Below are 24,188 nucleotides of genomic sequence, written 5' to 3'. Positions count from 1 at the left end.
AGACGCCGCGCGCGCTGCTGCAGGTGCTCGGACAACTGCTCAGCTCCTGGTATATCGCCCTGTTTCATACCCCACTACTGCCCGAGCTGACCTGGCGCCTGGGTCTGGACCGCGCCTGGCCACAGCTGCTGCGCAAGGTTGAAGGGCTGCGCAATGTGTCGATCAGCAGCAGCCAGCGCTCCGACGGTGTGCACGGGGTCAAGCTGTACCGCGCCAATTTTATCCGCAGCCTGTTCACGCCGCGTCTGCGCCACACCCAAGTGCCGGTGCAACTGATCGTGCCGACCCGCGACCGCTTCGTCCGCCCGCAGCTGTTCGACCAGCTGCAGCATTGGGCGCCCAGGCTACAGCGGCGCGAGGCCAATGCCGGGCATTGGCAACTGCTGGCCGAACCGCAGCAGCTGGCAGTATGGCTGCGTGAGTTCACCGCCCATATTCACAGCGATGCAGGCAGCAACGCAGCCGCCCGCGTGAATCTGGCGAGTTGATAAGGAGAGTCGAGATGAGCGAACAGCACCGCCTAGAACAACGCAAAGTACGCTTCGACTTTGCCAACACACCGCTGCATTGGGTACCGAACGAGCCGGAAGCCTCACATATCATGAACAGCCTGCACCTGATCCTGCCGGCCGGGGAGTTCTGGTTCTGCCGGGTCTACAACAAGGCTCTGCCGCTGGTCACCGACCCGCAGTTGCGCGAGGACGTGCAGGGTTTCGTCAAACAGGAAGCGCAGCACGCCCGCGCCCACGACAGCGCACTAACGCCCTACCTGCTGCGCCATGGCATCGACCCAGCCCCGTTCACCGGGCCGATCCACTGGCTGTTCGAACGCGTGCTGTGCGACCACCCGCTGGGCGATAACGCCATCAGCCGTTTTCTGCAGCCCTGGTGGCTACGTCAGCGGGTCGGTTTGATCGCCGCAGTGGAGCACTTCACCTGCGTGCTGGGCGACTGGGTTATCACCACCCGCAGCCTCGACCATGCCGACCCGGTGATGCTCGATCTGCTGCGCTGGCACGGTGCCGAGGAAGTCGAGCACCGCAGCGTGGCCCACGACCTACACGTGCATATCGGCGGCAGCCTGCTGATGCGCTGGGTGTATATGCTGATTGCCACACCGGCGCTGATCTTTCTGTTCAGCATGGGGATGAGAACCATGATGCGCCAGGACCCGGTAACCCGTTACCGTCCCGGTTTCCTCTACCTCTGGTATCAACTGGGTAAGCGCGACCTGCTGCCGCGCATGGGCAGCATCGGCCGTTCGGTATTGCGCTACTTCAACCCCGGTTATCACCCGCGCAGCGAAGGCGATATCCGCGTGGCACTGGACTACCTGGCCAACTCACCGGCAGCGCAACGCGCGGTCGCCGAGAAAGGAGCTGTCAGCGCTTAACCCGTAGGAGCCCATGGCCGCGAAATGGCCCGTCTGTACAGGTTCGCGGGCATGGCCCGCTCCTACACATTGCTCAGGGTATGACGGCGACCCACGTCCTACTCGGCCGCTTCGTCATCCAGCACCATTACCCCGGCCGCCTGTTCGAGCAACTCGGCAGGCAGGCTCTTGCTGGCACGGGCGCCGAGCAGCTTGAGGTTTTCCACCCGGCTGATGATATTGCCGCGCCCCTCGCAGAGCTTGTTGCGCGCGCCGGCATAGGCCTTGTCCAGCTGCTGCAGGCGCGCGCCCATTTCATCCAGATCCTGAATAAAGGCGACGAACTTGTCGTACAGCGCCCCAGCACGCTCGGCAATCTCGCGGGCGTTCTGACTCTGCCGCTCCTGCCGCCACAGGCTATCGATCACCCGCAAGGTAGCCAGCAGCGTGGTCGGGCTGACAATGACGATATGTTGATCGAAGGCCTCCTGAAACAGGCCCGGGTCGGCCTGCAACGCCGCCGCAAAAGCCGCCTCAATCGGCACGAAGAGCAGGACGAAATCCAGGCTGTGCAGGCCTTCCAGGCGCTGGTAGTCCTTGAGCGACAAGCCCTTCAAATGGCTGCGTAGCGACAGCACATGCTGCTTCAGCGACAGCTGGCGGCTGACGTCGTCCTCGGCAGCAATATATTGCTGGTACGCGGTGAGGCTAACCTTGGCGTCCACCACCACCTGCTTGTCGCCGGGCAGTTGAATCAGCACATCCGGCTGGAAACGTTCGCCATCGGCGCTCTTCAAGCTGACCTGGGTCTGGTACTCACGGCCCTTCTCCAGGCCGGCGTGTTCCAGCACTCGCTCCAGCACCAATTCGCCCCAGTTACCCTGAGTTTTCTGGCCCTTGAGCGCACGGGTCAGGTTGGTCGCCTCATCACCCAGGCGCTGGTTGAGCTGTTGCAGTCGCTCCAGTTCCTTGCCCAGGGAAAAGCGTTCGCGGGCTTCCTGCTGGTAGCTTTCTTCCACACGTTTTTCGAAAGACTGAATGCGCTCCTTGAGCGGATCAAGCAACTGGCCAAGCTGCTGCTGGCTGGTCTCGGCAAAACGCTGCTCGCGCTCATCGAAGATCTTCCCGGCCAGCTCGGCGAACTGCGCACGCAGCTCATCGCGCGAGCCTTGCAGGTCGCTCAGGCGCTGCTGATGGCTGTCTTGCTGTTCTTTAAGTTCGGCGCTGAGGGCCGCGCGCTGGGCATCCAGGCGGCGGATTTCAGCTTCCTGCTGTTCGCGCTGACTGGCCCAGGCCTGGGCGGCATCGCGGGCGATCTGCCGCTCCTGTTGCAGCAAATCGGCTTCGCGACGCAGCGCCGCCAGTTCGGCCTGCTGATCGGCCTTGATCTCGCTGATCTCGGCGACTTCCTCACGGCAATCATCCAGCTGCGCCGCGAGGCCGGTCTGGGCCAGCTGCGCGTTACTCAGGCGCTCCTGCAACAGGCTGAATTCCAGTTGCTGGCTGGCCAAGCGGCGCTGCAGCGACCAAGCCATATATAGAAGAGGAAGTGCCGCGGCGGCAAAACCGAGCAACGCAGGTGCCAACGCGGTGGACAGATCGATGGGCATAAGCGGCTCCGCAGAAAAGTACTGGCAGTATAACCAGTATTCTTACAGAGCGGCCCATTGCGTCAGAGCCTGTTCAAAGTATCGCGAGCTAGTGTCATGCGAGCCTGTTTTTAACGCAGCAGGGCCGACGCGCAGCAGACTTTGAGCTCGCTCTAGAGCTGTTTAAGCAGTTGCTGCGCCTCTGCCGAACCCTGCCCCGCGGCCAGTTCCAGCCAGTGGCGGGCCTGTTGCGGTTCATTGTTGCGCGGCTGGCTGTAGAGCTGGCCCAGCTCCAGTTGCGCATTCATGTCGCCGGCACGGGCGGCCTGACGCAGCAGCTCAAAACCCATGCGCCGGTCACGTGGGTTACCGCAATCACGGCAAAGCATTTGTCCCAGTCGGCTCTGCGCCTGCACCACACCCTGCAAGGCAGGTTGTTTGAGCAAATGGCCGGCAAAGCGTTTGACGCTGGGGGCATGACCGAGTCGAGGGCTGTCCAATAACCAGAGCGCCACACGAGTGGGCAAGCGAGGAACAGAGGTGGTTGCGATAGGTAGTCGAGTGATTGCGCGAGGCATAAAAAGCAGCGGTAGCCGGGAAGGCGCGCAACTCTACTCCTTTTTTCGCCAAGGTAAAGGCTTGCAAAAACCTGCGCACCTGCGGTCTAGCAGGCCGTTGAAAAACTACCTGCGTTGGCAATCCTGCGTTAAAAACGGCCTCGGAAAGCCACTTGTGGCTAACGCGCTTTAGCGCGACCTAGAGGGTGAGTGAAACGAGTAATGCTCATGTACAGCTCGTACACTCCGCTTCCTCGGCGCTTTGACCAGCCTTCGGCTGTTACTACGTAGCGCCTTGTCTTGCCTGCCTCGCCTACGTCTTCAATGGCCTGCTAGAGCAAGCGCTCGGGTTAATCCACAGAAGCTGTGGATAACTTCGTGGATAACATGGGAGCAAGCGCTCTCAGCGCCTATGGTGTGGGGCCCAAGGTCAAACTGGTGGTTTTTTCACCAGCGCGAAAAATCCATATATTTCATTGACTTATAAATTCAATAAAAAGAATCAAGGGCTTACGCCAAGCACTGCATCCTGCTTGACAAGGCGCATCGCAATTGTGCACAACTCGCTGCGTCACGCCGTCGCACTGCCCTTTTTCAGGGCAGATTGCGCGCCTGTCTAGGCCGGGCGCGGCAGGCGGCCATCCACCTGATAGGCATCCAGGCGAAAGACTCTGGGGGTATCCGGAACCTGGGCATTTTTGAAGGCGACATAGTCGTCGGTGGTTTCGCACAGCCAGCTCAGTAGGTTGCGCGGGCGCTTTTCTGCTAACGCGCCAGGGACAAATAGCGCAACGTTGTTGCCCTTCAGCGGGCAGCGCGCCGAACGGTATTCGAACGCCTCAACCCCTGCCCCGCGCATGGCGACGCCCACCGCCTGGCAAGGTTGATAAGCGCTGGGATGACACAGCTCGGCCTGGAAATCCGCAAACGGCGGATGCTGCAACTGAATACCGCGCTCAACCTGATAGCGCGCCTCGAAGGTGCAGTGCTCGGAAAGGATGCGTCCACTGGGCGGCGCGATGCTCATGCCATCCCACAGTAGAAAACGGTAATACGCGGCCTCGGCCATGGCGGTGTCGATACGCAGCGCACCATAGAACAGGCTCGGCTCATGCACCGAACCAAAGCGCGAGCCCCAGCGCAGCGGTGGATAACGAAATGGGGTTTTCAGCAGGTAATGCAGCGGCTCGGCGCTCTGCGGCAGCGGCGGCTTGCTAGTTTCCAGCAGCTCTTCGAGCAGCGCCTGTTCGGCAAGGGTATCGACCAGTTGCAGCGTGGCGACCTGGGCCTGGCTTTCCACCAGACGCACCAGGCGGCCGCGCAAGGGTTTGATCTGCTGCGGGCCTTGGCAGTGTTGCCAGATATCCATGGTGGCGTTGTCCTTAACTTTTATTATTGTTGGGTACTACGCGCTCTAGCCTTTGCCACGAATCGCATCGAGGTATTCGACGACCCGCACCAGCCCCTGCACTTGCAGCATCAAGGACAGAGGCGGTGCATCCAGATGGCGGTTGTCGGTGCGCAGAAAATGCTGCATATCCGCCAGGTTGCCGCCGAACAGGGCAAACAGTGAGCGGTATACGCGAATCAACAGCAAGGCCAGCTCACCGGTCTTACTGTGCACGCGCAGGCCACCATCAGCCCAGCGCGAGATGGCCGTGCGGTGTACACCAATGATGTCCGCCAGTTCCTGCTGGGTCAGGCCCAGTTGTTCACGGGTATTGAGCAGCGCCTTGGCCAGCACTGCATCGGCGTCGGCAACCGGTCGAATCAATGCGCTCATCACGGCCTCCTACTTTCACAATGTCTGTTTACAGCAAAAATACCACTAAATGCTGCAATTACACAGAACAGAATAACCTGTGATTGGCAGCCTGGCAGACATGAGTTAACGTCCTGCCACGCAACTCCCCACTATGGATCAGTGCTTATGCCCAGCCGGCGCACCTGGCTGCGACTTATCAGTTGCCTGGTTTTACTGCTCGTTCTGCTTGGCGCCTACGGCTACCTGAGCCTGAACCGCCTGCTCGAACGCGAGCAGATCGACAACCTTGAATTGCGCGGCCTGGGAATATCCACCCAGGGCATTCAGCTTGACCAGCTCAGCCTGCAGCACCCCAGCGGCGCAGTGCAGCTGCAACAGGTGCAATTGCGCTGGAGCGGATTCAACCTGGCGCTGCCCTTCTGGCAGCAGATACAGATCACCAGCCTGCAGCTGAACCTGCCCTCTCAACCAGCGCCAGCAGCCGACCACAGCACGGATTTTGTGCTGCCGCTTGAGAAACTCGCCGCTGTTATCAGCCTGTTGCCGCAACGCGTACAGATCGATGCATTGCAGATTGAGCTGCCCTGCGCCGACACGCGCTGCCAGCTGCTGGGCGATCTGCTGCTGCACAAAGACGCCGCACAGCTTGATGTGCAACTCAATCTGCAACATCAGCAAAACCAGCTGAGCTGGCACGCACAACTGCAGGGCAACGCCACACCTGCAGCGCTGCAGCTAAGCCTGGCGATCAATCAGCAAGCGCAACTGCAGCTTACGAGCAGCCTGCAACCGAATGCCGTCGGGCAACTCTGGCAAGGTGAGTTCAATGGCGATCTACAGCAAAGCGCGGTGTTGCAGAGTTGGCTAAGCCAATGGCTGCCCAATAGCGCAGGCACGCTGCCAGATACGCCGGCGGCGGCGCAGTTACAGGCGAGCTGGCAACTGCAGCTTGCCCCTGGCCCACTTAACCTGGCGCAGCTGCAGCAGGCCAGCGGCCAGGTGCAGGTCAGCGCCAACCTGCCGGAGCCCTGGCCAATTCCCGCTATCGGTGAACTGCAAGGCAGCTTCGATCTGTCCGCCCAGGCGCTGGATGGGCAATGGTTAGCTAACAGCCTGAGCGCCGACCTTAGCCTTAAGCAGATTGCTCCTGACCTGATCAGCGGTGTACCGGCAGCGCTGCATCCCGATGCGTTGCAGCTCAATATCCAGGCCACGCAAACGCCTGCGGCTATTGCCGAACAGTTGCGCGACCGCGCCCTGCCGCTAATGCTGCAACTCACCGGCAAGGGGCGCAGCCCGTTCGAATTAAAGGGCACGCTGATCCTGGCCAATAGCCTGCCCTGGGGACTGCAACTGCTGGCAGGCAGCCTTAACGCATCCAGCCAGGCATTTCAGCTGGACGGCTGGGCAATAGGCGCACTGCAGACGCAGCTGCAACTCGACGCTTTTCTGGATGCACAACAGTTGGATCTCGCTTTCGGCAAAGGCTCGCAGCTCAGCCTGCAGCATCTGCGCAGAGGCGAACTCAGCGCGCAGCAACTCAAGGCCAGCAGCAGCGGACTAAAACTGCAGGCCCAACTGGCGGCAGGCACGTTGCTCGACTGGCAGCTTAAAGGCCCGCTCGACCTCAGTGCGCAGCTGCAACATAGCCAATTGCAGCCGCAGCGCTGGTACTGGCAAGGCCCCGTGAATGCCAGCCAAGAACAGGCGGAGCTGGACGGCACGCTGCGCAACAATGCCGGTTTGCAACTCAAGCTGCAGGCGCAACACAACAGCGCCAAGGGTCTGAGCCTGGACGCACAGCTGGCGGAACTGTTTCTACGCAGCGGCAACCCCTTAAAAGACAGCTTCACGGCATGGCCAGCCTTGCTGGAGCTGAATAACGGTCGCCTGAATGCCAACGCCAACCTGACCCTGGCCAGCGCTCAGCAACTACCCACGGTCAAACTCGAACTCACCGGCAAGGGCCTTGGCGGGATTTATGACCGCACCGCGCTGGAGGGCCTGGACAGCCGCCTGACTGTACAAATCGACCCCAAGCAGCTGCAACTTGAGGTCAACGAACTGCGCCTGAGCCAGGCCGACCCCGGCATGCCAGTGGGGCCGGTACAACTTAAAGGCCGCTACAGTGCCACGCTACAAACACCCGCCCAGGGCGTGTTGCAGCTGCAGCATGCCGAAGCAGCGCTGATGGGCGGCAAGCTGCAACTGGCACCCGGGCAATGGAGCATGACCAGCGAACCACTGCTGTTCCCCATACAGGTGCAGGGTCTGGAACTTGAGCAGCTGTTTATCCTCTATCCCACAGAGGGTTTAGCCGGTACAGGCACCCTGGATGGCGATTTGCCGCTGCAGATCAGCAGCCAGGGTGTAACCATCGAACAAGGCCAACTCAGCGCACGCGCACCGGGCGGCAAACTGCAGTTCCACTCCGAACGCATTCGCGCCCTGGGCCGCAGCAACCCGGCCATGCAACTGGTGACCCAATCGCTGGAGGATTTTCGCTTTACGACTCTGAGCAGCCAGGTCAACTACGATCAGCAAGGCAAACTGGCGCTAGCCATTCGCCTGGAGGGACAGAACCCGGCTATCGAACAAGGCCGGCCGATCCACTTCAACATCAATCTGGAAGAAGACATCCCGACCCTGCTGGCCAGCCTGCAACTGACCGACAAAGTCAGCGATATCATCAAGCAGCGTGTGCAACAGCGTATGCTGGAACGCAATGCCAAAACGGCCCCGACAGAGCCATGATCAAGGAGAAGCGCCATGCGCTTGCGTAGTTGTTTCGCCGTCCTGCTACTAGGGCTGCTCAGCACGGCCTGCACCCCAACCGTGCAGTTGGCGATGCCCAATGAGCCGATCAACATCAATCTCAATGTGAAGATCGAGCACGAAATCTATATCAAGGTGGATAAAGCTCTGGACAGCATGTTCAGCGAATCCAGCGGATTGTTCTAAGGAGCCCGAACATGAATCTCTACAAACGCCTTGCCAGCCTGTTACTACTGCTCAGCCTGAGCCTGCCGGCCGTAGCCCTGAACCTCAACGAAGCCATGTCGGCCCTGGGCGACGCCAAAGCCAGCGGCCAGTTGGGCGAAATGCCTAACGGCTATCTGGGCGTTGTAAGCTCTGGTGGTCAGGCCGCGGAAATAGCCCAACTGATCAACCAGGCCCGCCGCGCCGAATACCAGAAGCTGGCGGCGCAGAACGGCATCCAGCTCAGCGATGTGGAAGCGATTGCCGGGCAGAAGGCCATCGATAAGACCCCGGCAGGGCAATACATCCAGCTTGAAGGTAAGTGGCAGCGCAAATAACACGATCTGCTACGCGTCGGCCCTGCTGCGTTAAAAACAGGCTCGTAAGCCGCTTGCGGCTAACGCGCTTCAGCGCGACCCCGAAGGGGCGAGTGAAACGAGTAATGCTCATGTACAAAAGTACACTCCACTTACTCGCCGTTTTGACCAGCCGGAGGCTGTTACTAACGTAGCGCCTTGCATGACTCTAGCTCGCAAGATCGTGAGCAGACTCTAACCGCCTAAAACCAACAAGGAGCGCATAGCGCTCCTTGTTTGCTTTACACGCCTGAAATTAGCGCTGCTGAATCACCGGCTACCCCGCTTTCGGTTTGAAGTACAGCGTTTCACCGCGAGTGAGGTTGGCCAGGCTGAGGTGATCCTTGGCCACTTCGGCTTCGATCGACTCGCTCTGCCCGGCGACCTTGAGGGTTACGCGGGTGATTGCGCCGAGCGGGCGGATGTCGCGTACTTCGCCGGCCTGGTGACCTGCTTCGGCCTGGCGCGAGAGGTGAATCTCGTGGGGACGGAACAGCACATGGGTGTCGTTACCGACGTACAAGCGGTTGGCATCGCCGAGAAAGTGGTAGACGAAATCGCTGGCCGGCTTCTCATACACCTCGCCCGGCGAGCCGATCTGCTCAACCACGCCCTTGTTCATCACCACGATGCGATCAGCCACCTCCATGGCCTCTTCCTGGTCGTGGGTGACGAACACCGAGGTCAGGTGCACTTCTTCGTGCAGACGTGCCAGCCAGCGGCGCAACTCTTTACGCACCTTGGCATCCAGGGCGCCGAAGGGTTCGTCGAGCAGCAGCACTTTCGGTTCCACGGCCAGGGCGCGGGCTAGGGCGATACGCTGACGCTGGCCGCCGGAAAGCTGCTCGGGGTAACGATCCGCCAGCCAGTCGAGCTGCACCAGATCGAGCAGGTCGTGGACCTTCTTCTTGATCACATTCTCGTTCGGCCGCTCGCCCTTGGGCTTCATGCGCAGACCRAAGGCAACGTTGTCAAACACGGTCATATGACGGAATAAGGCGTAATGCTGAAACACGAAGCCGACGTTACGGTCGCGTACGTCGTGGTTGGAGACATCTTCGCCGTGGAACTCGATGCTGCCGCTGTCCGGAGTTTCCAGGCCGGCGATGATGCGCAGCAACGTGGTCTTGCCGCAGCCGGACGGGCCGAGCAAAGCGACCAGTTCGCCACTCTGGATATTCAGGTTGATATCGTTCAGCGCTTTGAACGCATTGAAGTTCTTGCTGACATTGGAAATTACGATCGACATGACTTATTCCTCGCCAGCACTGGCTTTCAGGCGGTTGATACGCGACTCGCTCCACTGCTTGAGCAGCAGGATAAACACCGCCAGCAACAGCAGCAGGCTGGCGACGCTGAACGCAGCGACGTGGTTGTATTCGTTGTAGAGAATCTCGACATGCAGCGGCAGCGTATTGGTGTAACCACGGATATGCCCGGACACCACCGACACCGCGCCAAACTCGCCCATGGCCCGCGCAGTACACAGCACCACGCCGTAGATCAGACCCCATTTGATATTCGGCAGAGTCACGTGCCAGAACATCTGCCAGCCATTGGCGCCAAGCAGGCGTGCGGCCTCCTCTTCCTGCGTGCCCTGCTCCTGCATCAGCGGGATCAGCTCGCGGGCGACAAAGGGCACGGTGACAAACACGGTGGCCAGGACGATGCCCGGCAGGGCAAAGATGATCTGAATATCGTGCTCACGCAGCCACGGGCCGAAGAAGCCCTGGGCGCCGAACAGCAGCACGTAGATCAGACCGGCTATCACCGGCGACACCGAGAACGGCAGGTCGATGAGGGTGACCAGAATGCTCTTGCCGCGGAACTCGTACTTGCTTACGCACCAGGCTGCGGCCACGCCGAACACCAGGTTGAGCGGCACCGAAATGCCCACGGCGAGCAGGGTCAGCTTCAGCGCAGAGATGGCATCCGCCTCGAAGATCGCGCCAAAGAAGGTGCCAAAGCCGTGCTTCAACGCTTCGCTCAGTACGATAAACAGCGGCAACACGAGGAACAGCACAAACACCAGCCAGGCGCTGATGATCAGCAGCCGACGACCGAGCACATTGCCGCGTCGTGCGGCGTTGGCCGAGGCTGACGCGCTTAGGGTTACAGAAGACATGGCGACCTCCTCAGGACTTGGCAATCTGGCGCTGCAGCAGGTTGATCAGCAGCAGCAAAATGAAGGAGACCACCAGCATCAACACGCCAATCGCCGTGGCACCGGTGTAGTCGTACTGGTCAAGCTTGACCATGATCAGCAGCGGCAGAATCTCGGTCTTCATCGGCATGTTGCCCGCGATAAAGATCACCGAACCGTACTCACCCACACCGCGGGCAAAGGCCAGCGAAAACCCGGTCAGCCAAGCTGGCAGCAACGCCGGCAGCAGCACATGGCGAAACACCTGCAGCGGTTTTGCACCGAGGCAAGCCGCGGCCTCTTCGACCTCACGGGGAATATCAGCCAGTACGGGTTGGATGGTGCGCACCACAAACGGCAAGGTGACAAAAGTCAGCGCCAGGGTGATGCCGATGGATGTGTAGGCAATCTTGAAGCCCAGGTCGGTAGCAAACTGGCCGACCAGGCCGCTAGGGGCATACAAGGCGGTCAGGGCGATACCGGCAACGGCGGTGGGCAAGGCAAAAGGCAGGTCGATCATCGCCTCTATCACCTTGCGACCTGGGAAGCTGTATCGCACCAGAGCCCAGGCCAGCAGCGTGCCGATAATGCCGTTGATTACGGCGGCCGCGAAGGCAGTGGCAAAGCTCAGTTTGAGCGCTGCCAGCACCCGCGGTGCGGAAATAATCGCCCAGAACTCAGCCCAGGTGAGCTGAGCGGCGTGAACGAACATGGCACCCAGAGGAATCAGCACCAACAGGCTGAGGTACACCAGGGTGTAGCCCAGCGTCAGCCCAAAGCCGGGTATGACGGGGGAAGTACGACGAGACATGATTTGGCCTTGTGCTTGTTAAGCGAAGATCTAACAACGCGTTGCGAGTCCGTAGGATGGGTTGAGCCTGTGATACCCATCACTGGGTAGGCGTGGAACCGATGGGTATCGCTTCGCTCAACCTGCGCGGCCCGACCCATCCTACGAATCACTGAGCCTGGTAAATCTGATCGAACACGCCACCGTCATTGAAGAACTTCGGCTGTGCGGTTTTCCAACCGTTGAAGTCCTTGTCGATGGTCACCAGCTTCAGCTGCGGGAACTGCTTGGCGAACTCACCGGCAATGGCCTGGTTACGCGGACGATAGAAGTGCTTGGCCGCCAGACGCTGACCTTCATCGCTGTACAGGTAGTTGAGGTAGGCCTCAGCCACTTTGCGGGTGCCCTTTTTGTCGACGTTCTGATCGACTACAGCCACCGGTGGCTCGGCCAGGATCGACAGTGACGGTGCGACGATTTCGAAGTTGTCGCCGCCCTCTTCTTTCAATGCCAGGAAGGCTTCGTTTTCCCAGGCCAGCAGCACGTCGCCGATCTGGTTGTTGACGAAGGTGATGGTCGAACCACGGGCACCGGTGTCGAGTACCGGCACGTTTTTGTAGAGCTGGCCCACGAACGTTTGGGCTTTCTCTTCGCTGCCGTACTTCTGCTGGGCGTAGGCCCAGGCGGCGAGGAAGTTCCAGCGCGCACCGCCGGAGGTTTTCGGGTTCGGGGTGATCACTTCCACGCCCGGCTTGACCAGGTCATCCCAGTCCTTGATGCCTTCTGGGTTGCCTTTACGCACCAGGAATACGATGGTCGAGGTGTACGGTGTGCTCGACTGAGGCAGACGCTCCTGCCAGTTTTCCGGAATCAGTTTGCCGAGCTTGTACAGCTCGTCGATATCACCGGCCAGGGCCAGGGTCACCACGTCAGCACGCAGGCCATCGATTACCGCACGGGCCTGCTTGCCCGAACCACCGTGGGATTGCTGGATGGTGATGGCTTCATTGCCCTGGGCTTGCCAGTGCTTGTTGAACGCGGCGTTGAATTCGCTGTACAGCTCACGGGTCGGATCGTAGGACACGTTGAGCAGGGTTTCTGCGGCGGCCACCGGGCCGACAAAAATAGCGCTGGTCAGGGCAGCGAGGGCAAAACGGCGAATGGACATGGTGCGGCTCCTACTGGGACAGATACGGGGTTGGCGTTCAATGGGTCGACGGCTTTCGTCACCTGCCGTGGCTATACGGCGCGGGCACATGGGCTCGACTCTGTTCATTGCACGCCCTCCGGTGGTCCGGTCGGGCTTTGCGGTGTGTGGCGTTCGGGGTGTCAGTTAGCTGCTCTTGTTGCTCTGAGCGTGTGGGCGAAACTTCTCTTTGCGTTCGATCTGCACGACCTGGCCGTTGTGCACGGTGATTTCCACCGAGCCGAACTTCAGGCCATTCAGCGCAGCCTGGATCTCATGCAGGATGCTGGCGTCGTACTGAGCTTCAAGCTTTTGCAGGGTTGCGGTCATGCTGATGCTCCTTGAAATAGCCCCTATAAGCGGCGTAAACCAGCCCTAGTCAGCGGGCGTGGAGCGGATAGTAGAGAGGCGCTTATATTCTTAAAAATACCATTTAATAACATTGATATATCTTTAAAGAATATAAAGGATCGCACCCTCCGCGCAGCGCAAAATAGAATTTCAGGCATAAGCAAATAATTTCTTATTCTTTTTTATATTCAAAAGCCCTCCCTACACTGCAGTCATTCACATCTGCAGGAGGGCGCACGATGCGCAAGCAAACTATCCGTTACCTGATAGTGCCGGGCTGGCAAGGATCGGCCGACGCGCATTGGCAGAGCCACTGGCAGCGCAGCCTGCCGAACAGCGCCCGGGTAGAACAGGCCGACTGGCTAAACCCCAAGCGTGAAGACTGGGTTGCAGAATTGCAGCGCAGCATCGCCAGCGATCCGCGCCCGACCATCCTGATTGCCCATAGCCTGGGCTGCATCACCGTGGCGCATTGGGCAGCCCAGGCCCCAGTGGAATCGCTGCGCCGGGTAAAGGCTGCGCTGCTGGTCGCCCCCGCCGATGTGGAACGGACCAACTGCCCGCCAGCGCTGCAGAACTTTGCACCGATCCCGCAGCACTCACTGCCCTTCCCCAGCCTGTTGGTCGGCTCGGACAACGACACCGCTGCCAGCGCCGCACGGGCTGGCGAATTGGCCCGTGACTGGGGCAGCGAGGCGCTGATTCTCAGCGGCGTCGGGCATATCAATGTGGCGTCCGGGCATCAGCGCTGGGAACAGGGCTTTGCTTACCTGTATCGCCTGCAAAGCCTTATCGAGCGGCACGCGCGCCGAACGGCCTGAGGGCCACGGCTGGTTAAACCCCAGGCCCCTTGGCCAGTTCGGCCTGTAGCCAATCGACAAACACCTGGGTCAGACGCTGGCGACGTTTGCGCTCGGGCAGCACCAGGTAGTAGCCCATCTCTGAATGGGCGACTTCATCGCCCACCCGGCACAGCAAGTTCTGCGTCAGCAGCTCATCGACCAGATGCCGCCAGCCGATGGCCACGCCTTGCCCGGCGATGGCCGCCTGAATCAGCAGTGTGTAGTTATCAAAACGCAGGCTGCCAGGACTCGGCGTTTGCTGCAGGCCGAAGGCACGAAACAGCCCGGCCCAGTCGAACCAGCGCGAGCGGTTTTCCGGGCGCAGGTGCAATAGCGGCAGACTGGCCAGCGCAGTAGGCGGCAGCGGTAACTCACGACCCTTGAGCAGCTGCGGGCTGCACACCGGGAACACCTCTTCGCGAAACATCAGCTGCGCCTCGGCGTGCTTGAAGCGCCCGTCGCCGAAGTTGATCGCCACATCGATTTCCGCCGGCAGCGTGCCCTGATCACGCTCACTGGTGATCAGGCTGACATCCACCTCCGGGTGCAACTGATGGAAGCGCTGCAAGCGCGGCATCAGCCAGTAGGCGGCAAAGGCAAAATCGGTGGCCACCTGCAGCACTTCATGCTGCTGTTGCGCGGTAACCGCCAGCAGCCCGGCATCCAGACTCTGCAGGCCATCCTGCACATAACTCAGCAACAGCTCGCCGGCATCGGTGAGGGCAATGCCCCGGTACACCCGGTCGAACAGGCGCGTGGACAGCTGCTGCTCCAGGCGTTTGATCTGCTGGCTGATCGCCGGCTGGCTGGTGCCCAGCTCGCTGGCGGCGGCGGTAAAGCTCAGCTGGCGGGCGGCGGACTCGAATACCCGCAGCACATCCAGCGACACCCCATCGATGCGTTCAAACATAAGCTCAGGTTATCCAATGCATCTACTGACAGCAGGTTTACCCAGCTTTTACTTAGCCGGATGATCAAGCCAGCACTGTCGCATAAATCTTTTATATGGAATACCGGCTGCCATGAAACGCCCGAACATCCTCTTTATCATAGCCGATCAAATGGCCGCGCCGATTCTGCCGCTGCACGATGCCGCCTCACCCATCCAGATGCCCAACCTGATGCGCCTGGCCGCCGAGGCCGTGGTGTTCGACGCTGCCTACTGCAACAGCCCGCTGTGTGCACCGTCGCGCTTCACCCTGGTCAGCGGCCAGCTGCCCTCGAAGATCGGCGCTTACGACAACGCTGCCGACTTCCCCGCCGATGTGCCGACCTACGCCCATTACCTGCGCCGCCTGGGCTATCGCACCGCGCTGTCGGGCAAGATGCATTTCTGYGGCCCGGATCAGTTGCATGGTTACGAAGAGCGCCTGACCAGCGACATCTACCCCGCCGATTACGGCTGGGCGGTGAACTGGGATGAGCCGGACGTGCGCGCCAGCTGGTATCACAACATGTCCTCGGTGCTGCAGGCCGGGCCGTGCGTGCGCACCAACCAGCTGGATTTCGATGAAGAGGTGGTGTTCAAGGCCCAGCAGTATCTGTATGACCACGTGCGCCGCGACGGTGATCAGCCGTTCTGCCTGACCGTGTCGATGACCCATCCACATGACCCCTACACCATCCCAACCGAGTTCTGGGACCTCTACCGCGATGAGGACATTCCGCTGCCGCGCCAGCAAATCGATCAGGCCGAGCAGGACCCGCACTCGCAACGCCTGATGAAAGTCATCGACCTGTGGGACAAGCCGCTGCCCGAGCAGAAGATCAAGGACGCGCGCCGCGCCTACTTCGGTGCCTGCAGCTACATCGACAGCAACATCGGCAAGCTGCTGAAAACCCTCAAGGACTGCAACCTGAGCGACAACACCATCATCGTGTTCTCCGGCGACCACGGCGACATGCTTGGCGAGCGCGGCCTCTGGTACAAAATGCACTGGTTTGAAATGGCCGCCCGCGTGCCGCTGCTGGTGCATGCCCCCAAGCAGTTTGCTGCGCGCCGAGTAAGCCAAAACGTCTCGACCATGGACCTGCTACCGACCCTGGTGGAACTCGCTGGTGGCACGCTGCAAGCCGACCTGCCGCTGGATGGCCGCTCGCTGCTGGCACACCTCGAAGGTCGCCAGGGTCACGATGAAGTCATCGGTGAATACATGGCCGAAGGCACCATCAGCCCGCTGATGATGATCCGCCAGGGCGAGTGGAAATTTATCTATTCAGAACACGACCCCCTGCTGCTGTTCAACCTGCGCCACGACCCGCAAGAGCGCGAAAACCTGGCAGAGTCCGCCGAGCACCAAAGCCTGCTCGCCGACTTTATCAACCAGGCACAGGCGCGCTGGGACATGCCGGCGATTCATCAGGCCACTCTGGCCAGCCAGCGCCGCCGGCGTTTCGTTGCCAGCGCCCTGACCCACGGCCGCCTGACCAGTTGGGACCATCAACCGATGGTCGATGCCAGCCAGCAGTACATGCGCAACCACATTGATCTAGACGACCTCGAACGTCGCGCCCGTTTCCCGCAACCCTGATTGCAAGCCACTGCCGTGCAAGAAAGTCTTTTTACGACCTCGCGAGCTAGAGCCATGCAAGGCAAAGGCAGGCGAGGAAGCGCAGTGTACGAGCTGTACATGAGCATTCCGAGCCTGGCTTTAACGCAGCAGGGCCGACGCGCAGCAGGTTGTAGAAAGACTTTTGACCAAAACTAATAATTCAAGAGGGACATTGCCATGCAAAGACTCAGCACAGCGCTTATCGGTAGCCTGTTACTGGCCGCCAGCAGCTACAGCCTCGCCGAAGACGCCAGTTGCGCCACGGTAAAACTCGGCGATCCGGGTTGGAGTGATATTGCCGTAACCAATGGCATCGCCAGCTTCCTGCTCGACGGTCTGGGCTACAAGGCGCAGCCGCAGACCCTGGCCGTGCCGATCATCTTCGCCGGGCTGCAGAAAGGTCAGGTGGATGTGTTCCTCGGTAACTGGATGCCCGCGCAGCAGAGCAACTACGACAAGTTCGTGACCACCGGCGAAGTCGAGCAGGTGGTGGAAAACCTCAGCGGCACCGAGTACACCCTGGCCGTGCCCGCCTACGCCTATGAGGCCGGGGTGAAAACCTTTGCCGACCTCGATCAGCATGCCGACAAGTTCAGCCGCAAGATCTACGGCATCGGTTCCGGCGCACCGGCCAACGAGTCGATCCAGAAGATGATTGCTGCCAACGAGTTCGACCTCAAGGACTGGAGCCTGGTCGAATCCAGCGAACAGGCCATGCTGGTGCAGGTTGGCCGCGCAGTGAAGCGCGAGCAGTTTGTGGTGTTCCTCGGCTGGACCCCGCACCCGATGAACGTGCAATACGACATGCGCTACCTCAAGGGCGGCGAGAAGTATTTCGGTGCCAGCGGCAGCGTTAACACCCTGGCCCGCAAAGGCTACGCCGCGCAGTGCCCGAATGTCGGCAAGCTGCTGAGCAACCTGAAATTCACCCAGGAGATGGAGAACGCCATCATGGATCAGGTGCTGAGCAAACAGGCCAGCAACGATGAGGCGATCAAGGCCTGGCTCAAGGCCAATCCGGCGGTGGTTGCCAGCTGRCTTGAGGGCGTTACCAGCCGCAGCGGCGCCGATGGTCTGGCGGCAGTAAACGCCAAGCTTTGAACCGGCCGGCTTGATTCCCTAAAGTAGACGGGCCGCTGCTGCGCAGCGGCTTTGTCCATCGCCCGCACAAGAAGCCCACGCATGCCCTTGCTCCGCCTTCAGTCCCTGTTGCCCTTTCTGCGCTGGCTGCCGCATTGCAGCAAACGCAGCCTCGGTAAAGACCTGCTGGTGGGGCTCAACGGCGCCATCCTCGCGCTGCCGCAATCCATCGCCTACGCCCTGATCGCCGGGCTGCCGCCGCAATACGGCCTGTACGCGGCCATCGTACCGGTGCTGATCGCCTGCCTGTGGGGCTCCTCCAGTTTTCTGATCTGCGGCCCCACCGCCGCGATTTCCATCGTGCTGTTCAGCAGCGTCAGCCCGATGGCGACACCAGGCAGCGACCACTTTATTGCCCTGATTCTGCTGCTGACGCTGCTGGCCGGTGTGTGCCAATGGCTGCTCGGGTTGCTGCGCTTCGGCGCGCTGGTAAATTTCGTCTCGCATTCGGTGGTGCTCGGTTTCACCCTGGGCGCGGCATTGGTGATCGGCATCGGCCAGCTGCCCAACCTGCTCGGCCTCACCGTCACCAGCCAGGCCACGGCGCTGATGAGCCTGCTCAGCCTCGGCGAGCACCTGGCCGAGAGTGACTGGCGCACCCTGGCCGTAGCACTGTTCACCTTGAGCATCAGCCTGATAAGCAGGCGTTTGTGGCCGCGGGCACCGGCCTTACTGATCGGCATTGTTGCCGCCAGCCTGCTGGTTATGGCCTGGCCTGAGCAACTTGGCCACGTCGCGTTGGTCAGCCGTTTTGCAGGCAGTTTGCCACCCTTCGCCCTGCTGGATTTCAACCTCAGCCACATCCTGCAACTGCTGCCAGCAGCCGTGGCCTGCGGATTGCTCGGCCTGGTCACCAGCCTGTCGATTGCCCGGGCCCTGGCGGATAAATCCCAGCAACTGTTCGATGCCAATCAGGAAGTTCGCGCCCAGGGTCTGTCGAATATCATCGGCCCCTGGTTCGGTGGCTCGCTGTCGGCCGGCTCCTTCACCCGCTCGGCGCTCAACCAGCAAGCCGGTGCCTGCTCGCCCATGGCCGGGGTGTTTGCTGCGCTGCTAGTGGCGTTGTTTGCCCTGTATGGCAGCCGCCTGTTCGCCTATGTGCCGATCCCGGCCATGGCGGCGAGCATTCTGCTGATCTGCTGGGGATTGTTCGATATCAGCGCCGTCAAGGCCCTGAAGCGCGTGAGCCGCAGCGAATTTCTGGTGATGCTGCTGACTGTGCTGGCGACCCTGGTGCTGGAGCTGCAAAGCGCCATTTATGCTGGCGTGCTGGCGTCACTAATCGTCTACCTCAAACGCACCTCGCAGCCGCGCGTACGCCAGTGGCAAGACGGCGAGCAGGAATGGCTGTGTATCGAGGGGTCGATCTTCTTCGGCGCCTGCCACTACCTGCAGCAACGCCTGCAACGCAGTTGCGCGCCCTGGGTGATGATCGATGCGCRGCATATCAACTTTATCGACTACGCCGGTATCACCATGCTGCATCAGGAAGCGCGCCGCCTGCACAGCCAGCAACGCCATCTGGTGCTGCACCACGCACGGCCGCAGGTGGTCGATGAAATTCGCAAACTGGAAGGCGCAGAACGCTGCCCGGTGCAGTTCGCCTAAACACCTAAAGCGCCGCCACATAGCGGGCGGCTGCGCAGGCCGGAAGGGTTCCGACCTGCGTTGGCTGCTTTTTACAAGAGCAGCAAATCAGCTAGCGGGCATCAGCGTTGCGAAGCCATGTCCTGGCTGATGATGATTTCCACCCGCCGATTCATCTGCCGACCTGAAGCCGATTCATTACCAGCAACCGGCATGCTCTCACCTTTGCCTGATGCGCCCAGACGGGTTGGGGAAACGCCCTGGCTGGTCAGGTAATGCATCACCGAGTCGGCGCGGCGCTGCGACAAGCTCAGGTTCATTTCTTCGCTGCCGACGCTGTCGGTATGCCCTTCAATCAGCACCTGACGCTCAGGGTTCTGATTGAGGAAAGCCGCCAGTTTGCCCAGGTTATTCGCCGTGCCTGCACGCAACTCGGCACGCCCCGTAGCGAACAGCAGGTCGCCCAGGGTCATAACCAGGCCACGCTCGGTTTGCTTGGCATTGAGCTCGTCAATCTGTTGCTGCAGCTGGCTGTTCTGCCGCTGCGCCTGATCGGCCTCGCGGGTGCGCGAATCCAGACGTGCGCCTTCGCGCTGTTCGCTGAGAATCTTGCGCTGGTCTTCATAGAAGCGCGTCTGCGCCAGGGCCGTGGCGATTTCCACCTTGCGGTCGGCCATCACTACCAGATGCTGGCCCAGGGCCTGTTCCTCGGCCTGATCCTTGCGCGGTTGCTCGGCAACGATCACCGCATCTTCGGCGGCCTTGAGTGCTACTGGCGCGCGGGTGTTGAGCTGTGGATCGGCTTGCAAGCGGGTGAGCTTGCCGCGCACATCGGCGGCGCCTTGCGGCATGCTCGGTTGCGCAGCGCAACCGGCCAAGGCCAGGCTGATTGCGCTGACCAGCAGCAGGTGCTTCGCGTTATGAGCAAGGTTCATTGTTGAGCTCCCGTGTTGCGTTGCATTTCCTGTTTCAGGCTGTTGGTGCTTTTCTGCATTTCGTCATTGACCACCTTGGCCTTGGTCGCCTGCGACTTGGCCAGGGCCAGCTCGGCCTCAACCCGCGACTGATCGGCCAGACGCTCGGCCAGCAGCATCTCTTCACGCACTACCGCAGCATTGGCGGCGGTAAGTTTCTCCCGCGCAGTGCCCAGCTCCGGCGACGCATAGTCCGCCACGCGCGCCTGTTCGGCATTGCTGATTGCCGACTCGGCAGCTTGCAGCGCCTGGCTAGGTGGCAGCGGTGGTGAAGCGCAGGCGCTGAGCATCAGCAGCCCGGCGCAGAGGCCGGCAAAACGCAACGCAGCCATGCCATCAACGATGGATGAAGTCCTGTTCATAGGAATGTCCTCAAAAACAATTACGGATAAGCACGTCGCAGCGTTCGCCGCGTACGCGCCCAGGTGAGCTAAGCCACAGCGCTCTATCAGCGCGGCAGACAGCATTTCGGGGGCCATGATCTAAGGCGCGGCGCTCTGCGCCAGGTTCATGGCAATCAGCAGGCTGCCCACGGCCAGCCCGGCATAAGCAATGGCAAATGCCAGCAAGAGCGGGCGGTAGTGAATTTTCATCACGCATCTCCAAAAGCCGTTTCAGGCGAGACATGCGCAGGCAGGCCATAAGCAACCCAGGCAACAGGTCGATCAGTCAGGCCGAACAGGCCGAACAGGCCATGCAGGCTGAGCTGCAGGGTTAACCGCTGCTCTTACGCCATGCATGCAGCTCGCAGGGAGAAGCTTCGCAGCGCGGCCCAGGCCTGTCGGTACGCTGGCGCGCATAAGCGGCGAAACAGCCACTTTCTATGCGTGCGCGGACGCACAGACACGCCCATCCGCGCTACTTAGGCTGCAAGTTCAGTTATCAACGACAGCTCACAATCAGGAGCAGCAAGATGGATCTCTATCGCCACCACGTTTCGGGCTTCTTTAGCCAACGCAGCACCGCCGAACAGGCGCTGGCCCAGTTGCTGCAGCGCGGCATGCGCAACGAACAACTGCAGATAGTCGCCAGCAACGCCGATGCCCCGCCCGCCCCGGCACCGCAGGCGAAAAGCAACAAGGTGCTGAAAGACATGCTGGTGGATATCGCCATTGGTACCGGCATGGGCATCGGCATTGGCGCCTTGCTCGCGGTGGCGCTGATCGTCAGTGAAGTCAGCCTGTTCCACGCCAGCCCGATGCTTGCGCCTCTCTCCCTGATGGCCATGGGTGGCTTTATCGGCGGCTTTCTCGGCAGCGTGATCGGCGCCTCATCGGCCGCTGGCCAGCATCACGGACGCTTCGCCACGCTGGTGAGCAAGGCGATTACCCACGGCGATGTGGTGCTGGTGGCACAGACCCACAACGAGCAGGAAACCCGCATGGCCCGCGAGGTGATCCGGGCCACGTCCGGCCTGGTCAAGGACATCAACATGGCCCCGGCCCTCGAGCCGCAGACGCAACGTTGAGCCCAGGGCCTTACTGAGTCAGGGTCAGCAGAATATCGGCATACCAGGTGCAGTTGAGCCCCAGGGCCTCGTCCACTTCGACATCCCGGCTACCCAGATCGAGCCGCGCCGAATGCACGCCCAGCAACACCCATGGCAACTCATCCGTCTCACTGTCCGCTATGCGCATCACCACTGGCGCGCCACTGGTGCCACGATGGGTGCGGGCATCGGTAAGAAAGTAGCCCTGGCCCTGAAAACGCAGGCCGAATGACGACGCCACCACGGCATGCCGCACCACCGCGATATGGTGCAGGGTGTCGTGAAAACCCAGGGGGAAACCCACCACCAGCAACGAGGTGCCGACCTCAACCGGGGTTTGCGGCTGCAGCAGGTGCTCCGGGGTAAAGGCGTGATAAACCATGCCCTTAGGCAGCGCCGCACGCTCGATCTCCAGCACCGCCACATCCACCTCACCGGCGCCATCGCAGCCCTGCCGCCAAAGGCTTTGGCCATCGCGATAGAGCGGCATGGAGAAGCCGGTGGTCTGCGCCACATTGTGCAGATCGGTGTGCACTTCGATCTCGATACGATCAGGAAAATGCTGGCTCGGCTCATCGATCATCACGTGCCGACTGGTCACCAGAAACAGGCGTTCATCGCGGGCGAAGTAAAAGCCGCTGGCGTTGGTCAACAGCTGCCCACCGGCAAAGGTACAGACGCGTGCGGCAGCCAGCAGCACAGGTTCGATCATCGACATTGCGGCATATCCTTGAGGGGCGAAAGGCGTCCAGAACAGGCCCATGTGGCCCTAAACAGAGCAATTGCCACGCCACATCAAGCGGCAGCGCGGCAAGCAGGCTAGCGGCGCCGCGCCATGGCGTCGGTACGCAAGCACGCATAAGCGCTGTAGCGCACCGACTGGCCAAGCCCGTTTTGACAGACTGCCCTGAGTACAATTCCGCTCTGACCGCGCAACCGGCCCAGACCGGCCACCTCGGGAGCACCGAACATGAGCAGACCCCTTGCCGAAATCATCCAGAAAAACTGGCGCAAACTGGCCGGCCTGGCCCTGATCGTCTGGGACGAGCTGACCCTGGATGAACTGATCAAATCCGAAGGCGATGAACAAAAACTGACCAACCTGGTGCAGCAGCGCTACGACATGCCCCGCGAGGACGCCAGCAAGCAGGTCATCAGTTTCTTCGAAAGGCACCGTACCAGCTGACAGCGCGCCGCCTCACTTCAAGCGGTAGCGCGCCAACTCAGCCGGCGTCAGCACACGCATGCGTCGTGGCTCGGTGCTGTTGATCGCCTCAAGCAGCTCCGGCGGGATCTGCATTTCCTTGAAGTAAGCCGCCTGAGTCGCCCGGCTCGGGCCATAGGCGGACGCCGAATGCACCGAATCACTGCCCGCATAATACGGCCGGTGAATGCCCACATAGCCGCGCACAGTCTTAGCGTGCCCCGCCGCCAGCAGGTACACGCAACTGCCCTGGCACACCCCGGTGGACGGCACCAAAGCATCGAAGCCGGTCTCACGCAGCAAGCGCCCCATACGAATGGCCTCGGATACGCTGCCGCCGATGCTGTCGAGCATGACGATCTTCTTTGCGTACTTGCCCGGGTTAGCTTTGATGCCCTTGAGCAGCGCCTCGTAATCGCCTGGCGCAATATCCTCGGAGACCTTGGCGACGAGAATCCGCCCAAGGCTCTTATGCTGCCCGGCCTGCACCTCGACCTTGGCCAACGCGGCGCCCGCACACAGCGCCGCCGCGCAGAAAATCACAGCCTGAAACACAGTACGCCTCATAAACCCGGTAAATCCTTAAGCGATGCAGTCAACGGATGGGCGAAGATACCTGTTGCCGGGCAATCGCGCATAATTTGCAGCGTTTGGCGCATGCCTCAGCAAACCCGGCCTGCCCATAAGCAACGCCGCTACCACCCGCACAAGTGAGAATTACCGTGGCCCCGATGTTCGAAATCCAGCAGCGCACTCCTGAAACCTACCGCCAGCAAACCCGCCGCAGCACCCTGACCATCGCCGCAATCTTCGTCGCCTTGGCCATGCTGCTGTCGAGCAGCGCGGTGCTGCTGTTCGGCACGCCGGGTGGCGACAACTTCCGCTGGAACCTCGGCGGGGTTATTGCCGCATTAGCGCTGACCGTGGTGCTGGTGCGCGTGCTGCTCTGGCCACAGCCCTTTATGGCCGCAGCCGTATACGGCTGGCGCCTGAAACGCAGCCTGATGCGCGTGACCAACCTGATGCACCACGTCAAAGCCGGCGTCGCCGCCCGCGACCCCGCCGCCATGCAACTGCTGCGCTTCTACCACCAGGGCCTGACCCAGATGCACCAACTGGACGGCAACACCAGCGCCCTCAGTGAAGCGGTGGCGGAAATCAATAAGCACAAGGAACGTATGGAAGAACTGGGTATGCAGACCGACCAGCCGCGACTCAATCCGGACTGGCTTGAGGCCGTGAAAAAGATCCAGCCCCTGCCCCGCTAAAGTTGATATCGGTCGGCATGCGCTGCTCGGAAGCACTTTTTGCT

General features: G+C 60.9%; 25 protein-coding genes and 1 pseudogene. 12 read left to right on the top strand and 14 right to left on the bottom strand.

The features are described 5' to 3' along the window. Together P3C18_RS20115 and P3C18_RS20110 are read left to right on the top strand one after the other, a co-directional pair. Positions 1-488 (top strand): annotated as a pseudogene (locus P3C18_RS20115) (alpha/beta hydrolase); the annotation flags it as partial. Positions 489-502: 14 nt separating this feature from the next. After that, positions 503-1,393, top strand: a complete 891-nt coding sequence (locus P3C18_RS20110; protein ID WP_275963563.1) for a metal-dependent hydrolase — start codon at positions 503-505, stop codon at positions 1,391-1,393. Between the two features lie 98 nt (positions 1,394-1,491). Here the strand turns inward: P3C18_RS20110 and rmuC are convergent, their stop codons facing one another. From rmuC to P3C18_RS20090, 4 genes are all read right to left on the bottom strand, one after another. Continuing rightward, positions 1,492-2,856, bottom strand: a complete 1,365-nt coding sequence (gene rmuC, locus P3C18_RS20105) for a DNA recombination protein RmuC (protein ID WP_275963568.1) — start codon at positions 2,854-2,856, stop codon at positions 1,492-1,494. Positions 2,857-3,134: 278 nt separating this feature from the next. Next, positions 3,135-3,539, bottom strand: coding sequence for a sel1 repeat family protein (locus P3C18_RS20100; RefSeq protein WP_275963562.1), 405 nt, complete (start codon positions 3,537-3,539; stop codon positions 3,135-3,137). A 595-nt stretch (positions 3,540-4,134) separates the two neighbouring features. Then, positions 4,135-4,887, bottom strand: a complete 753-nt coding sequence (locus tag P3C18_RS20095) for an RES family NAD+ phosphorylase (RefSeq protein WP_275963561.1) — start codon at positions 4,885-4,887, stop codon at positions 4,135-4,137. Positions 4,888-4,932: 45 nt separating this feature from the next. Continuing rightward, on the bottom strand, positions 4,933-5,301 hold the full coding sequence (locus tag P3C18_RS20090; protein ID WP_275963560.1) for an antitoxin Xre/MbcA/ParS toxin-binding domain-containing protein: 369 nt from the start codon (positions 5,299-5,301) through the stop codon (positions 4,933-4,935). A 147-nt stretch (positions 5,302-5,448) separates the two neighbouring features. On the opposite strand from P3C18_RS20090, the gene P3C18_RS20085 reads away from it, so the two are divergent. The 3 genes from P3C18_RS20085 to P3C18_RS20075 are packed head-to-tail and all read left to right on the top strand — an operon-like array spanning position 5,449 to position 8,600. Next, on the top strand, positions 5,449-8,037 hold the full coding sequence (locus tag P3C18_RS20085) for a YdbH domain-containing protein (protein ID WP_275963559.1): 2,589 nt from the start codon (positions 5,449-5,451) through the stop codon (positions 8,035-8,037). 15 nt (positions 8,038-8,052) lie between these two features. Then, positions 8,053-8,244: a YnbE family lipoprotein gene (locus P3C18_RS20080; RefSeq protein WP_090252927.1), complete on the top strand. Its 192-nt coding sequence runs from the start codon at positions 8,053-8,055 to the stop codon at positions 8,242-8,244. A gap of 11 nt (positions 8,245-8,255) precedes the next feature. Continuing rightward, a complete protein-coding gene (locus tag P3C18_RS20075) occupies positions 8,256-8,600 on the top strand; it encodes a YdbL family protein (protein ID WP_275963558.1) in 345 nt (114 codons plus the stop codon). Positions 8,601-8,895: 295 nt separating this feature from the next. Here P3C18_RS20075 and P3C18_RS20070 read toward each other — a convergent pair whose 3' ends face one another. The 5 genes from P3C18_RS20070 to oscA all read right to left on the bottom strand — a co-directional run bounded on the left by P3C18_RS20070 (position 8,896) and on the right by oscA (position 13,067). Beyond that, positions 8,896-9,867 (bottom strand): sulfate ABC transporter ATP-binding protein, encoded by a 972-nt coding sequence (locus P3C18_RS20070; RefSeq protein WP_275963557.1) that lies wholly within the window; start codon positions 9,865-9,867, stop codon positions 8,896-8,898. Between the two features lie 3 nt (positions 9,868-9,870). Then, the gene (cysW, locus tag P3C18_RS20065) at positions 9,871-10,743 is read right to left on the bottom strand and encodes a sulfate ABC transporter permease subunit CysW (protein WP_275963556.1); all 873 of its coding nucleotides are present in this window, start codon (positions 10,741-10,743) and stop codon (positions 9,871-9,873) included. Positions 10,744-10,753: 10 nt separating this feature from the next. Further along, on the bottom strand, positions 10,754-11,572 hold the full coding sequence (gene cysT / locus P3C18_RS20060) for a sulfate ABC transporter permease subunit CysT (protein WP_275963555.1): 819 nt from the start codon (positions 11,570-11,572) through the stop codon (positions 10,754-10,756). Positions 11,573-11,720: 148 nt separating this feature from the next. Beyond that, complete coding sequence (locus P3C18_RS20055; RefSeq protein WP_275963554.1) at positions 11,721-12,719, bottom strand: sulfate ABC transporter substrate-binding protein; 999 nt, start codon at positions 12,717-12,719, stop codon at positions 11,721-11,723. 165 nt (positions 12,720-12,884) lie between these two features. Next, entirely contained in the window at positions 12,885-13,067 is a 183-nt protein-coding gene (gene oscA, locus P3C18_RS20050; protein ID WP_275963553.1) for a sulfur starvation response protein OscA, read from the bottom strand. A 260-nt stretch (positions 13,068-13,327) separates the two neighbouring features. On the opposite strand from oscA, the gene P3C18_RS20045 reads away from it, so the two are divergent. Continuing rightward, positions 13,328-13,909: an alpha/beta hydrolase gene (locus P3C18_RS20045; protein WP_275963552.1), complete on the top strand. Its 582-nt coding sequence runs from the start codon at positions 13,328-13,330 to the stop codon at positions 13,907-13,909. 13 nt (positions 13,910-13,922) lie between these two features. Here the strand turns inward: P3C18_RS20045 and P3C18_RS20040 are convergent, their stop codons facing one another. After that, positions 13,923-14,840 carry a LysR family transcriptional regulator gene (locus P3C18_RS20040; protein WP_275963551.1) on the bottom strand — a complete coding sequence of 306 codons (918 nt, stop codon included), beginning with the start codon at positions 14,838-14,840 and terminating at the stop codon, positions 13,923-13,925. 112 nt (positions 14,841-14,952) lie between these two features. On the opposite strand from P3C18_RS20040, the gene betC reads away from it, so the two are divergent. From betC to P3C18_RS20025, 3 genes are all read left to right on the top strand, one after another. Next, positions 14,953-16,461 (top strand): choline-sulfatase, encoded by a 1,509-nt coding sequence (gene betC, locus P3C18_RS20035; RefSeq protein WP_275963550.1) that lies wholly within the window; start codon positions 14,953-14,955, stop codon positions 16,459-16,461. Positions 16,462-16,659: 198 nt separating this feature from the next. Beyond that, positions 16,660-17,583, top strand: a complete 924-nt coding sequence (gene choX, locus P3C18_RS20030; RefSeq protein WP_275963549.1) for a choline ABC transporter substrate-binding protein — start codon at positions 16,660-16,662, stop codon at positions 17,581-17,583. Between the two features lie 81 nt (positions 17,584-17,664). Next, positions 17,665-19,230, top strand: coding sequence for a SulP family inorganic anion transporter (locus P3C18_RS20025; protein WP_275963548.1), 1,566 nt, complete (start codon positions 17,665-17,667; stop codon positions 19,228-19,230). 101 nt (positions 19,231-19,331) lie between these two features. Here the strand turns inward: P3C18_RS20025 and P3C18_RS20020 are convergent, their stop codons facing one another. Both P3C18_RS20020 and P3C18_RS20015 read right to left on the bottom strand, forming a co-directional pair. Next, a complete protein-coding gene (locus tag P3C18_RS20020; protein WP_275963547.1) occupies positions 19,332-20,144 on the bottom strand; it encodes an OmpA family protein in 813 nt (270 codons plus the stop codon). Then, the gene (locus P3C18_RS20015; RefSeq protein ID WP_275963546.1) at positions 20,141-20,545 is read right to left on the bottom strand and encodes a DUF4398 domain-containing protein; all 405 of its coding nucleotides are present in this window, start codon (positions 20,543-20,545) and stop codon (positions 20,141-20,143) included. The genes P3C18_RS20020 and P3C18_RS20015 overlap by 4 nt, the downstream gene beginning before the upstream one ends. A 551-nt stretch (positions 20,546-21,096) precedes the next feature. Here P3C18_RS20015 and P3C18_RS20010 point away from each other — a divergent pair. Then, positions 21,097-21,651, top strand: coding sequence for a hypothetical protein (locus P3C18_RS20010; RefSeq protein WP_275963545.1), 555 nt, complete (start codon positions 21,097-21,099; stop codon positions 21,649-21,651). 10 nt (positions 21,652-21,661) lie between these two features. Here the strand turns inward: P3C18_RS20010 and P3C18_RS20005 are convergent, their stop codons facing one another. After that, on the bottom strand, positions 21,662-22,390 hold the full coding sequence (locus P3C18_RS20005) for a serine protease (RefSeq protein WP_275963544.1): 729 nt from the start codon (positions 22,388-22,390) through the stop codon (positions 21,662-21,664). A gap of 252 nt (positions 22,391-22,642) precedes the next feature. Between P3C18_RS20005 and P3C18_RS20000 the strand changes: the two genes are divergently transcribed. Next, complete coding sequence (locus P3C18_RS20000) at positions 22,643-22,858, top strand: general stress protein CsbD (protein ID WP_275963543.1); 216 nt, start codon at positions 22,643-22,645, stop codon at positions 22,856-22,858. A 12-nt stretch (positions 22,859-22,870) separates the two neighbouring features. Here the strand turns inward: P3C18_RS20000 and P3C18_RS19995 are convergent, their stop codons facing one another. After that, positions 22,871-23,443 (bottom strand): hypothetical protein, encoded by a 573-nt coding sequence (locus P3C18_RS19995; RefSeq protein WP_275963542.1) that lies wholly within the window; start codon positions 23,441-23,443, stop codon positions 22,871-22,873. A gap of 164 nt (positions 23,444-23,607) precedes the next feature. On the opposite strand from P3C18_RS19995, the gene P3C18_RS19990 reads away from it, so the two are divergent. Further along, positions 23,608-24,144 carry a DUF3087 domain-containing protein gene (locus tag P3C18_RS19990; RefSeq protein ID WP_275963567.1) on the top strand — a complete coding sequence of 179 codons (537 nt, stop codon included), beginning with the start codon at positions 23,608-23,610 and terminating at the stop codon, positions 24,142-24,144. The last annotated feature ends 44 nt before the right edge of the window (positions 24,145-24,188 follow it).

The organism is Pseudomonas sp. 1928-m (assembly GCF_029269135.1).
Taxonomy (GTDB): domain Bacteria; phylum Pseudomonadota; class Gammaproteobacteria; order Pseudomonadales; family Pseudomonadaceae; genus Aquipseudomonas.
Note: the sequence above shows the minus strand (reverse complement) of the source record. Positions and strands in the feature narration are given on the sequence as shown.